Annotated in this window: 14 protein-coding genes; all 14 read left to right on the forward strand. The window is 41.1% G+C overall.

Translation table 11 applies throughout. The annotated features are described in order from the left end of the window. Positions 1-10: 10 nt before the first annotated feature. The 14 genes from aceF (at position 11) to QMA12_RS14555 (ending at position 11,355) form a co-directional block, all read left to right on the forward strand. Positions 11-1,909: a pyruvate dehydrogenase complex dihydrolipoyllysine-residue acetyltransferase gene (gene aceF, locus QMA12_RS14490; protein ID WP_290210434.1), complete on the forward strand. Its 1,899-nt coding sequence runs from the start codon at positions 11-13 to the stop codon at positions 1,907-1,909. Between the two features lie 195 nt (positions 1,910-2,104). Next, complete coding sequence (gene lpdA / locus QMA12_RS14495; protein WP_290210435.1) at positions 2,105-3,532, forward strand: dihydrolipoyl dehydrogenase; 1,428 nt, start codon at positions 2,105-2,107, stop codon at positions 3,530-3,532. A 293-nt stretch (positions 3,533-3,825) separates the two neighbouring features. Beyond that, entirely contained in the window at positions 3,826-4,167 is a 342-nt protein-coding gene (gene rpsF, locus QMA12_RS14500) for a 30S ribosomal protein S6 (RefSeq protein WP_036980061.1), read from the forward strand. 68 nt (positions 4,168-4,235) lie between these two features. Continuing rightward, positions 4,236-4,538: a primosomal replication protein N gene (priB, locus tag QMA12_RS14505; RefSeq protein ID WP_087531192.1), complete on the forward strand. Its 303-nt coding sequence runs from the start codon at positions 4,236-4,238 to the stop codon at positions 4,536-4,538. Between the two features lie 12 nt (positions 4,539-4,550). Then, positions 4,551-4,778, forward strand: coding sequence for a 30S ribosomal protein S18 (rpsR, locus tag QMA12_RS14510; RefSeq protein ID WP_002962753.1), 228 nt, complete (start codon positions 4,551-4,553; stop codon positions 4,776-4,778). 35 nt (positions 4,779-4,813) lie between these two features. Next, positions 4,814-5,266: a 50S ribosomal protein L9 gene (gene rplI / locus QMA12_RS14515; RefSeq protein WP_087531154.1), complete on the forward strand. Its 453-nt coding sequence runs from the start codon at positions 4,814-4,816 to the stop codon at positions 5,264-5,266. Between the two features lie 285 nt (positions 5,267-5,551). After that, a complete protein-coding gene (locus QMA12_RS14520) occupies positions 5,552-5,986 on the forward strand; it encodes a type IV pilin protein (RefSeq protein ID WP_290210436.1) in 435 nt (144 codons plus the stop codon). A 2-nt stretch (positions 5,987-5,988) separates the two neighbouring features. After that, complete coding sequence (locus tag QMA12_RS14525) at positions 5,989-6,438, forward strand: GspH/FimT family pseudopilin (protein WP_290210437.1); 450 nt, start codon at positions 5,989-5,991, stop codon at positions 6,436-6,438. Beyond that, positions 6,438-6,839, forward strand: coding sequence for a prepilin-type N-terminal cleavage/methylation domain-containing protein (locus tag QMA12_RS14530; RefSeq protein WP_290210492.1), 402 nt, complete (start codon positions 6,438-6,440; stop codon positions 6,837-6,839). The genes QMA12_RS14525 and QMA12_RS14530 overlap by 1 nt, the downstream gene beginning before the upstream one ends. A gap of 1 nt (position 6,840) precedes the next feature. After that, positions 6,841-7,362, forward strand: a complete 522-nt coding sequence (locus QMA12_RS14535) for a prepilin-type N-terminal cleavage/methylation domain-containing protein (RefSeq protein WP_290210438.1) — start codon at positions 6,841-6,843, stop codon at positions 7,360-7,362. After that, positions 7,363-9,183 carry a hypothetical protein gene (locus QMA12_RS14540; RefSeq protein ID WP_290210439.1) on the forward strand — a complete coding sequence of 607 codons (1,821 nt, stop codon included), beginning with the start codon at positions 7,363-7,365 and terminating at the stop codon, positions 9,181-9,183. 197 nt (positions 9,184-9,380) lie between these two features. Beyond that, the gene (locus QMA12_RS14545) at positions 9,381-9,932 is read left to right on the forward strand and encodes an RNA polymerase sigma factor (protein ID WP_087531150.1); all 552 of its coding nucleotides are present in this window, start codon (positions 9,381-9,383) and stop codon (positions 9,930-9,932) included. Further along, positions 9,919-10,401 (forward strand): hypothetical protein, encoded by a 483-nt coding sequence (locus QMA12_RS14550; RefSeq protein WP_176372485.1) that lies wholly within the window; start codon positions 9,919-9,921, stop codon positions 10,399-10,401. Before QMA12_RS14545 ends, QMA12_RS14550 begins: the two co-directional genes overlap by 14 nt. Before the next feature lie 9 nt (positions 10,402-10,410). Beyond that, entirely contained in the window at positions 10,411-11,355 is a 945-nt protein-coding gene (locus QMA12_RS14555) for a DUF4097 family beta strand repeat-containing protein (RefSeq protein ID WP_087531149.1), read from the forward strand. Positions 11,356-11,370 lie beyond the last annotated feature (15 nt).

Raw genomic sequence — 11,370 nt, forward strand, 5'->3', positions numbered from 1 at the left:
AGGTTTTGCAATGAGTATTGAAATTAATGTACCAGATATCGGTGGTGATGAAGTCGAAGTAACCGAAATCTTAGTAAGTGTTGGCGACGTTGTTGAAGTTGACCAATCACTTCTTACTGTTGAAGGCGATAAAGCCTCAATGGAAGTACCAGCTGCTCAAGCGGGTACAGTTAAAGAAATTAAAGTAAGCGAAGGTGACACGGTTACCACAGGCTCTTTAATTATGATTTTTGAAGGCGAAAGCGCTGGCGAAGAAAAAGCGCCAGAAGCCCCGGCTCAATCCGAAGACGCAGCTCCTGCTGCCTCTTCAGGCTCAACGACTAAAGAAGTGACCGTACCAGATATCGGTGATGATGAAGTTGAAGTAACAGAAATCATGGTTGCAGTGGGCGACAACGTTGAAGAAGAGCAATCTATCTTAAACGTTGAAGGCGACAAAGCGGCTATGGAAGTACCAGCACCGTTCGCAGGTACTGTTAAAGAAATTAAAATTGCGACTGGCGATAAAGTAAAAACAGGTTCTTTAGTGTTTGTTTTTGAAATCGCTGGTAGTCAGTCAACTGCACCTGCACAAGACGAACCAGCACAAGAATCTGCACCAGCAGCAAGTGCCCAGTCAAGCAGTAAAGAAGTCAACGTGCCTGATATTGGCGGTGACGAAGTTGAAGTAACTGAAGTCATGGTTGCGGTTGGCGATAAGGTTGAAGAAGATCAATCAATCTTAAACGTTGAAGGCGACAAAGCGGCAATGGAAGTGCCTGCACCGTTTGCAGGTACAGTGAAAGAAATAAAAGTAGCCACAGGCGATAAAGTATCGACCGGTTCACTTATTTTTGTTTTTGAAGTTGCCGGTAGCGCACCAGCTTCAGCTCCTGCAGAAAAATCAGCGCCAGCGCCAAAAGCAGAATCAAAACCTGCACCAGAGCAAGCAGCACCAGCAAAAGCCAGTAATGAAAGCTTTGAGAACAACAGTGCTTATGCTCATGCATCGCCAGTTGTTCGCCGTTTAGCCCGTGAGTTTGGTATTAACCTTGCGAACGTAAAAGGCTCTGGTCGTAAAAACCGTGTTGTTAAAGAAGACGTGCAAAACTATGTTAAAAACTTAGTTAAGCAAGTTGAGTCTGGTCAGTTATCAGCTGGCAAAGGCAACGCGGGTGGCGGTGAGCTTGGTTTAATTCCATGGCCAAAAGTTGATTTCGCCAAGTTTGGTGAAATCGAAGAGAAAAAGCTGTCTCGTATTCAAAAGCTATCTGGTAAAAACTTACACCGTAACTGGGTACAAATCCCTCACGTTACACAATTTGATGAAGCAGATATCACTAGCCTTGAGGCGTTCCGTAAAGAACAAAACGCGCTAGCAGAGAAGAAAAAGCTAGGTGTTAAAATTACACCTTTAGTTTTTGTAATGAAAGCAGCAGCAAAAGCATTGGCTGACTTCCCTACATTTAACTCGTCTTTATCTGAAGATGGTGAAAGCTTAATCCTTAAAAAGTACATCAATATTGGTGTTGCTGTCGATACGCCAAATGGTCTTGTAGTACCAGTATTCAAAGATGTTGATAAAAAAGGCATCATTGAGCTATCACGTGAATTAATGGAAGTATCTGTTAAAGCGCGTGAAGGCAAGTTAACTGCATCTGACATGCAAGGTGGCTGTTTTACTATTTCAAGCCTTGGTGGCATTGGTGGTACTGCATTTACACCAATCGTTAATGCGCCAGAGGTTGCTATTTTAGGTGTATCTAAATCTGAAATGAAACCAAAATGGAATGGTAAAGAATTTGAACCTAAATTAATGGTTCCACTTTCAATGTCATACGACCATAGGGTGATTGACGGTGCACTAGCAGCACGCTTTACTGTAACCCTTGCAAGTTACATGAGTGATATTCGTCAACTAGTAATGTAATAATTGATGCATGTAGCTAAATAAATAGAATCAAATCCCAGCCAGTTGTTTTTTGCTGGGATTTTTACCATTTGCAATGATACAATCTTTGTATACTTTGCATAAATTTTTGATCTGCTCTGACTTTCTGCCCATGCAGAAACATGGCAGTTAAACTTTAGGGCAGTGTCCCGTTCAAACAATTAAGGTAAAAGCATGAGCAACGAATTAAAAACTCAAGTTGTTATACTAGGCGGTGGTCCTGGTGGTTATTCTGCGGCTTTCCGTGCTGCTGACTTGGGCTTAGAAGTTACATTAGTAGAATCTCGCGACACATTAGGCGGTGTATGTCTTAATGTGGGTTGTATCCCTTCAAAAGCACTTTTACACGTAGCTAAAGTAATTGATGACGCTGCAGAAATGTCATCTCATGGTGTTACTTTTGGTAAGCCTGAAATCGATTTAGACAAAATCCGCTCATGGAAAGAGTCTGTTATTGGTCAGCTAACTGGCGGCCTAGACGGCATGGCTAAAATGCGTAAAGTGAAAGTAGTTTACGGTTACGGTAAATTCACTGGCAGCAACACCCTTGACGTTGAAGGCGCAGACGGCAAAACTACAATCACGTTCGATAATGCTATTATCGCAGCTGGCTCTCAACCAGTTAACCTATCTTTCATCCCTGAAGATGACCGTGTAATTGATTCAACTGGCGCATTAGAGCTTAAAGATGTACCAGAAAAACTACTTGTATTAGGTGGTGGTATCATTGGTCTTGAAATGGGTACTGTGTACCGTGCTCTTGGCTCTGACATCGACGTAGTTGAATTTGCTGATCAATTAGTACCAGCAGCAGATAAAGACGTAATCAAGATTTATCAAAAATACGTGAGCAAAAAGTTCAACGTAATGCTTTCTACAAAAGTAACTGGCGTTGAAGCAAAAGACGACGGTTTATATGTAACGTTTGAAGGTAAAAATGCACCGGCAGAGCCTGTACGTTACGACAAAGTACTTGTTGCTGTTGGTCGTACACCAAACGGCAAATTACTTGATGCTGACAAAGCGGGCGTTAACGTTGATGAGCGTGGCTTCATTAATGTTGATAAGCAGCTTAAAACAAACGTTAACCACATCTTCGCGATTGGTGACATTGTTGGTCAGCCTATGCTTGCGCATAAAGCGGTTCACGAAGCACACGTTGCTGCTGAAGTTATCTCAGGTCAAAAACACTTCTTTGACCCTAAATGTATTCCTTCAATCGCGTATACTGATCCAGAAATCGCTTGGGTTGGTGTAACTGAGAAAGAAGCAAAAGAGCAAGGCCTAAGCATCGAAACTGCGGTATTCCCGTGGGCTGCATCAGGTCGTGCAATTGCATCTGCTCGTACAGAAGGTCAAACTAAGCTTATCTTTGATAAAGACAGTGGCCGCGTAATTGGTGGTGCTATGGTTGGTATTAACGCAGGTGAAATGCTTGGCGAAATCGGCTTAGCAGTTGAAATGGGTGCAGATGGCGAAGACTTAGCGCTTACCATTCATGCTCACCCAACATTGAACGAATCAATCGGTCTTGCTGCTGAAATCTTTGAAGGTTCAATCACTGATTTACCAAACAAAAAAGCAGTTAAAAAGAAGAAGTAAGCTGTTTTTGTAGTTAATTGTTTAAAAACCCAAGCCTGTGCTTGGGTTTTTTGTTTTTATAGCCGTCAGCCGTCAGCCGTCAGCCGTCAGCCGTCAGTAAAAGACAAGCTCTCTTGGCAACTAAGTTAATATGAGCAAAATTTTGTAGCTGGTAGCTAACCTAAAATATTTATTGCTTAATTATCCAACTAAGCGTAAAATGCGCGCTCATTTCGGCCTAATTAATATTAATTCCTTGCCTTAAACCGACTGGCTGAAACGGTAGAAGGCTCTATTAACCGTAAGGAATATCCATGCGTCATTACGAAATCGTATTCATGGTTCACCCTGATCAGAGTGAGCAAGTTGCTGGTATGATCGAACGTTATACTGGTTCTATCACTGAAGCTGGTGGTACTATCCACCGTCTTGAAGACTGGGGCCGTCGTCAATTGGCTTACCCAATCAACAAGCTTCATAAAGCTCATTATGTTCTTATGAACGTTGAAGCACCAACTGAAGTAATCAGCGAGCTAGAAACTACTTTCCGCTACAACGATGCAGTGCTTCGTAACTTAGTTATGCGTACTAAAAACGCTGTAACTGAAGCGTCTCCTCTTGTAAGAGAAGAGAAGAAAGAAGCACCAGCTGCTTAATTGTTTTGAGTCCAAGCATGGCGCTGTGCAGTTGAGTTATTAAGATGAGCCAAAAGCTTAACCCTTACATGAATCAACTGACATTATCTGGAGTCGTTTGTAAAACGCCCAAATATAGCCAAAGCCCTGCTGGCATCCCGCATTGTATTTTTGTTGTAGAACATAAATCGATGCAAATTGAAGCAGACCTTAACCGTAATAGTTATGTCAGACTTCAAGTGGTTGCTAGTGGTAAGCAAATGCAACAACAGACTCAACATTTGCACGTTGGGCAGGCATTGCAAGTGAGTGGTTTTTTAAATCGCCACGAAGGCCGTAACGGCCTTAGCCAATTGGTTTTGCATGCTCAGCATATAGAAAGAATTAATTGAGGAATTTATCTCATGGCACGTTATTTCAGACGTCGTAAGTTCTGCCGCTTTAAAGCGGAAGGCGTACAACAAATCGATTATAAAGATCTAGCTACTCTTAGAAACTATGTTACAGAAAGTGGCAAAATCGTACCTAGCCGTATCACAGGTACAAGCGCTAAATACCAGCGCCAGCTAGCAACTGCTATTAAGCGTGCTCGCTACTTAGCCCTTCTTCCATACACTGACTTACATAAGTAAGCAGCGGATTAACAGTTTTTAAAAGGTGTAGAAACATGCAAGTTATTCTACTAGATAAGATCGCTAACCTAGGTGGCCTAGGTGACCAGGTTGTTGTTAAATCTGGCTTCGCACGTAACTTCCTTTTCCCGCAAGGTAAGGCAGTTCCTGCAACTAAAGCTAACATTGAAACTTTTGACGCACGTCGTGCAGAGCTTGAAGCGAAAATCGCTGAACAGCTTGTTGCTGCACAAGCACGCGCTGATAAACTTGAAGCATTAGCGGAAGTTACACTAGTTTCTAAAGCTGGTGACGAAGGTAAATTATTCGGTTCAATCGGTACTCGTGACATCGCTGACGCTATCTCAGCTGTTGGTGTTGAAGTTGCTAAATCAGAAGTTCGTTTACCTCTAGGTACTATCCGTGAGACAGGCGAATTTGACGTTGCAATCGCAGTACACTCAGACGTAACGGCTACTATCAAAGTAATCGTGATCGCTGAAGCTTAATTTTTAAATTAAGCGAAAAAGCCGTGCTGAAAAGTACGGCTTTTTTATTTATTATATCACTCGCACCTCGATTGGGTGATTGCTTAAATTTAACCGCAATACATTAAAGTTCCTTTTTTAGATAACGTCTCTACCTTGTTTGATCTAAATCCCAAAAAATAAAAATCAATAGTTTATACTTAGAATGATGTAACTACATTGTTATAAGATTACAAAATCTTGACATTGACAGCGTTGTCAATGTATATTGTTTGTGCACTGGGCATAGTGTTAAGGATGTAGAAATTGAAAGATCTGACAGTAAATAATGTAAAGCTTACAGGTTTCACATTAGTTGAATTATTAATTGTTGTGGCAATTTTAGGTATTTTATACAGTGTTGCTATGCCTTCTTATACTGAGCATATGCAACGTAGTCGTCGTGCCGATATTCAGCAGGTGATGCTACAGCATGGAGCTGTATTAGAACGTATTTATTCGCGTAATGGTGGCTATCCCAATACTTTTGATACTGCGACGAATACTGAATTTTATACTTTTACCTATGTCGCATTTGATCGTGCTGCAGGTGGTGCTGCCAATGCAAATTTTAAAAGTCGGGCATTCACATTAACAGCAACACCAAAGGGGGGCACAGCTCAAGCGGGAGATCGCTGTGGAGCATTAGTCATAAAGCATGATGGCACACAGGCTGCTGATGCCAATGGTTGTTGGGAGTAATAATGGCTAAAACAACAGGGTTTACCTTAGTAGAGTTGATGATTGTGGTTGGGATCGTTGCGATTATGGCGCTATTAGCGTTTCCGTCTTTTAGTCAACAAATCATGCAAGATCGTGTCGTGACTACGGCTAATCAGTTGAATAGCGTATATAAATACGCTCGTAGTGAGGCGGTAAAACGCGATCGCGATATTAAGTTAGTGGTCAGTGGCGCTAAGTGGCAAGTAAAAGCCCCTGTAGATGGTGTTGAAACCGTTTTAAAAGAATTTGTAATTCAACATCAAGGTATCTCGGTAGGTTTAGTTGATCGTACTGTCTGGGCTAGTGGTGAAATATCAGCAGCGAGCGAAATTTTAATTCAAGATGATAATTATAAAACGGTCGATTACTATTTGTGCATTTTAAAAAGCGGTCAAAATTGGCTAGCAGAGAAAACTGCGGCATGTGCATGATGACGAAACAAAATGGTTTTTCATTATTAGAAGTGATGTTATCGGTTGTGATAGCTGGCATTGCTTTATTAGGCTTGGCAGCTGCGCAGCTTAAGTCATTACAGTACGCAACTAATAGTTTTAATTATACAGTATCACTAGTGCAAGGACAAAACACGTTAGAGCGTATTTGGCCGCGATTATGTGAACTCCAAGTCACTAACCCAGACCTTTTTAATGACGTTGGATTTCGTGCTTCACTTGGACCTCAAACAAGTGATTATCAACTGACTTTACCTGCTGTATATGCGGATGATATGCAACTAAGCATCGCTTGGTCAGATGAACGAATGACGGACACAGCGGAGAACCAAATTTCTTTAAATGCCAGTTTTCCTGCACTACCAGTAGGATGTATCTAAAGTGACAGGTCTAAGTAATCGAGGTTATACCTTAGTTGAGTTAATGGTTGCATTGGCTGCGGGAGCATTTTTATTAGCCGGGGTAAGCCTGTCTTACTCTGCAATAAAAGGCACGATTATGGTGAGCAAAGAGCTGGAAAATGCACAAGAAGTAATACGGTATAGCAGCAAAGTATTTACTCGTAGTATCAAGCAAACACCCGAATTACCGGTGGTTTCAGCAGATGGTTTGAGTATCACTATTAAACAACCTACAGGTGTTATCACTTGTATTGGAGAGGTGTCTGCTGCGGCTGTTGATGAGATTTACAGTTTGCAGGAAGAAAATTTGATGTGCAAACTCGGAGCCGCAGATGCTGAGCGACTTTTAACAGGAGTTAAAGCGTTAACATTTTCAATTAATAATAATTTGGTCAGCATTAATGTTGGCCCTGAAAACTTACCAGCGCAGTTTGGTAATACAATTAAAATTGATGTCGCTGTATCTAATGTGATTTTAAATAATGCCTTTGGGGGAGTGTAAGTGAATAACAAACAACATGGTTTTACACTTATAACGGTACTTATACTGACTAGCATGGCAAGTATTGTGGTACTAAATTCATTACGTGAAAATATAGTTCAAGAGCGCATGAGCGGTAATTTTCAAAAGAAAATGAATAGCCGATTGCTTGCTGAAAAAGGTGTTTTTGAAGAAGCCAAATTATTACAGCAAGCCTTAGACGCAGACTCTAGTTTAGACGTTGATGGCTTAATTGCAGCAACAGGCAGTGCTACTGGTGTTGGCTTGATTGGTGATGATGCAACTTATAATGCCACTATATCTAAAAATGCCGTCGGTGAGCTTGAAATAGCCAGTCTTGGACAGCGTTATAATGGTGATGCACAAAGTAATTTAGTTGCACGGTTTGGCTTCTCACCTAGTAAAGCAGGCTCTCCTTTTGAAAATGCAATCGTGGGTTGTGAGGGGGTGTCACTCAGTGCTAGCGGCCGCATTGATAGCTACGATTCGAGCTTAGGCGAGTATGAAGCTGATAAAGCAGAAGCCGCAGCTGTAATTGGCACCCTTTATAAAGACAAAGACGTGACGTTATCTGGCGCCTCGACTATTTGGGGGAGCGTTCATGCAACGGGGAGTATTATTTTCAGTGGCTCATCACCCATTACGGGATCATTGCGCGCGAATAATAATATCACTATAGACTCTAATTTTACGGTGTCTACAGATCCACTTTTACCTGAAGGGTTTCCTTTAGATACAGCTGTGGGCGGCGATGTATTATCGGCAGGTGACGTAATATGGAAGCAAGGGAAAATACTGGGGGTTGTTCGCGCTAATAACGATTTAATTTTTCCAAATAATAGTGCAAGCACAATCCTCGTAAATAAAAATAATGAACCACTTGATGTTATGTATGGTAATACATTAAAAGCGCCAGCGGGCTTAGCTGAACACTTAAAGCAAGATGGTATTGCATATTCTGATGCTAAGTTTAAGCAATCGCCAGGTGTCGAATTGGTGCCTTATCAAGATCCTGATAACTTCGAAGCCAGCAAAGTACAATGCGATCCTATTGATATTGAAAACCTTGTAAATGATCTAATCGACCCAACAGCCGAAGATATTGTAGTTAAGCACAGCACCACAACTTTAGTTGTTGGCAAGCCCGAAACTCGAGTGATTTATGAGTTAGCACCTGAAATTGGCCAATCTAAAATAGCGAATCCTGGGAGCTACACTTGGGAAAGTTGGTTAGGAGAGCCACCGGCAACGCTGAATTATCAACTGGCTACAATTAACGAGCAAGTTGACCAAAAAGTACTTAGATCAGGAAGTTTCACTCTAAATAACGGCAACTTAAAGGTGACAGGTGGTGATGTTACTTTAATTGTTAGTGGTGATTTTATTATGACAGGTGACTCCTTCATTGATATTGCCGTAGATAGTAGTTTAACTCTTTATATTTCAGGTACAGTTTCAATGAGTGCTGATGATGGAGCAATTACTATGAAGCACGGTTTAACTGAGTCTGGAAAGCCTGTGTTTAGTATCTACTCGGGGTTTACTGGGCCTGATGGGATAGATATTAGTGCTAATTCAGATTTATATGCAGCAATTTATGCGCCTAAAACAGATGTTAACGTAGTAGCTAATGGTGGGTTTAGTGGGTCGATTCGAGGTAAAACCGTCACAGCCTCAGGGGATGGAGGGATTCATCACGACATGAGCTTAGCAAATGTGGGCGGCGGGGGGACTACAGCAGATGCAAAGTTAGTTTTTCTTGGTTGGTCGTATAAAGTTCCTAACAAAAGCATCGAAGAACCGGTTGAATCAAAAATTTAAATAAATTCCGTAAAATGGCTAAATTTTAAGTTAGCCGTATTTTTTTAAAACTAAAAAATTTCATTCCATTTAAACCTTTTTACCACCTGCGCACGTCTAACTATTCAAGAAACATAAAAACTCTGAAAATCGTATTTCCATAGTACTTGGGTATACACTAAATTTAGAATAACAATCATAAAGGGACAACATCAGCGATGTTGATAGATGCAAAAGAGGCTTTTACGTCAAACTCTGAAGATGCGCTTATTACGAAAGTAAAAAGTGGCGATCAGCAGGCGTATGCTCAGCTATATACATTACATGTGAAGCGGGTGTATGCCTTGTGCTTGCGGTTGCTTGCCGATAAAGAGCATGCCGAAGATGCCACCCAAGAAGTGTTTGTGCAGCTGTGGCATAAAATAGCGAGCTTTGAAGGGCAGTCGCAGTTTTCCACTTGGTTGCATAGCGTGACTAGCAATATTGCGATTAGTTATTTGCGCAAGCATAAAAACTGGCTGCAAAAGGTCGTGAGTTTTGAACAAAGTGGTATGGATGAGCAAAGCACCGCTGACTGCCAAGGGCTAAATGGGTTAGATAAACTAGTTTTAAGATTACCAGAGCGAGCGAGAATGGTGTTTGTTCTTCATGCTATAGAGGGCTACCGCCATGAGGAGATCGCAACCATGTTAGGTATGGCAGTTGGGTCAAGTAAATCACAATATCATCGTGCAAGGCAGTTATTAAAAGAGTGGTATGAAAATGAATAAACCAGATTTCGAGCAGTTTTTAACCCAGTCATTAAATGACACAAAGCATGAACTAACGCCTGAGAAAGATTTATGGCCTGGTGTTGAAAGAGCACTGGCAAAATCTGAAGCAGCTAAACCAGTAAAAAACGGCTGGAATAAACTAGCCGCTATTGCAGCCTGTACCGTAGCAGCGCTTTTGACTGCGCAGTTATTTATAAAAACACCGCAGACTAATAGTGTTGCGGCAATGAGTGATTTTTTTGCAAAGCAAAAACAAAGTTTACTGGTGCAATACGAAGGTAGCCCAGCGGTTACAGATAATTGGCAGCAACAATTGAGTGAACTTGAAGAAGCTGAAAGCGCAATAAAACAAGCGCTTGAAAATGAACCTAATAACTCAGCATTGTTAAGTATGTTAGCGCAAGTTTATCAACAGCAATTAGATTTAATTAATAAGGTGCATGCACCTAAGTGGCAAACAATTTAGGAGTAGAAAATGAAAGCATTAATTTTTGCAGTTGGGTTATTGCCACTGATGGCAACCGCAGGACAAAAAATCGATGAACAAATTAGCGTACCAGCTAGTAAACGTATTTTTATTGATAACCAGCGTGGGGACGTGCGTGTTGAAGGTTGGGATAAAGCTGAGCTTAAAATTAGTGGTGAACTTGATGATAAAGCTAAAGGTTACCGCCTTGAAGTTGAAGAAGATCGTATTGAGTTTATTGTAAAAATGCCACGTAGCAGTAATTTTGGTTGGAATAGTGGAGATGGCTCTGAACTGGTTATTTTCATGCCTAACAGTAGTGAGTTAGAGTTATCTGGCGTGAATGTAAATGTTATCGCGAGCAAGCTAAGCAATGGAGCAGAGATTGATGTAGTTAATGGTGATATTACTCTATCTGCTATTGAGGGGGATATAAGCGTTGAAACGGTTAATGGCGATGTCAATGCGACAAACTTAATTGGTGATATTCGTTATGAAACTGTGAACGGTGAAATTAACGATAAAAACTCACAAGGCACATTACGTTTTACAGCTGTAAATGGTGATATTAAATCAACGTCGAAAGCACAAAATGTACGATTAGAAAATGTTAATGGAGATATCGACTTTACCCTTGATACTATTCAAAAGTTACGTATCAACACGGTTAATGGCGAGGCTGAAGTACGTATTAATCGTCTACTTGATAAAGCAGATGTTCGCTTTGAGTCAGTCAGTGGGGATGCAGAGTTTTATTTTCCTGCGGATGTTTCTGCAGAGTTCGAAATAGAAGCCCATGCTAATGGTAAAATTATCAACCAATTAAGTTCAGATAAAGTGAACAAGGCGAAGTATGGCCCGGCTAGCGAACTCGAGTTTAGTATCAATGGTGGTAATTCAGATGTAGAAATGGATACCATAAGCGGGCGCATTGAATTGAAAAAACATAACTAGTCATAAAGTCTTCAA

Source organism: Pseudoalteromonas sp. APC 3893 (assembly GCF_030408095.1).
In the GTDB taxonomy this organism is placed as follows: domain Bacteria; phylum Pseudomonadota; class Gammaproteobacteria; order Enterobacterales; family Alteromonadaceae; genus Pseudoalteromonas.

Bases quoted from the DNA above. Each gene is read 5' to 3' on its own strand.
- aceF (WP_290210434.1), top strand. From the start codon at position 11: ATGAGTATTGAAATTAATGTACCAGATATCGGTGGTGATGAAGTCGAA.
- lpdA (WP_290210435.1), top strand. From the start codon at position 2,105: ATGAGCAACGAATTAAAAACTCAAGTTGTTATACTAGGCGGTGGTCCT.
- rpsF (WP_036980061.1), top strand. From the start codon at position 3,826: ATGCGTCATTACGAAATCGTATTCATGGTTCACCCTGATCAGAGTGAG.
- priB (WP_087531192.1), top strand. From the start codon at position 4,236: ATGAATCAACTGACATTATCTGGAGTCGTTTGTAAAACGCCCAAATAT.
- rpsR (WP_002962753.1), top strand. From the start codon at position 4,551: ATGGCACGTTATTTCAGACGTCGTAAGTTCTGCCGCTTTAAAGCGGAA.
- rplI (WP_087531154.1), top strand. From the start codon at position 4,814: ATGCAAGTTATTCTACTAGATAAGATCGCTAACCTAGGTGGCCTAGGT.
- QMA12_RS14525 (WP_290210437.1), top strand. From the start codon at position 5,989: ATGGCTAAAACAACAGGGTTTACCTTAGTAGAGTTGATGATTGTGGTT.
- QMA12_RS14530 (WP_290210492.1), top strand. From the start codon at position 6,438: ATGACGAAACAAAATGGTTTTTCATTATTAGAAGTGATGTTATCGGTT.
- QMA12_RS14545 (WP_087531150.1), top strand. From the start codon at position 9,381: ATGTTGATAGATGCAAAAGAGGCTTTTACGTCAAACTCTGAAGATGCG.
- QMA12_RS14550 (WP_176372485.1), top strand. From the start codon at position 9,919: ATGAAAATGAATAAACCAGATTTCGAGCAGTTTTTAACCCAGTCATTA.
- QMA12_RS14555 (WP_087531149.1), top strand. From the start codon at position 10,411: ATGAAAGCATTAATTTTTGCAGTTGGGTTATTGCCACTGATGGCAACC.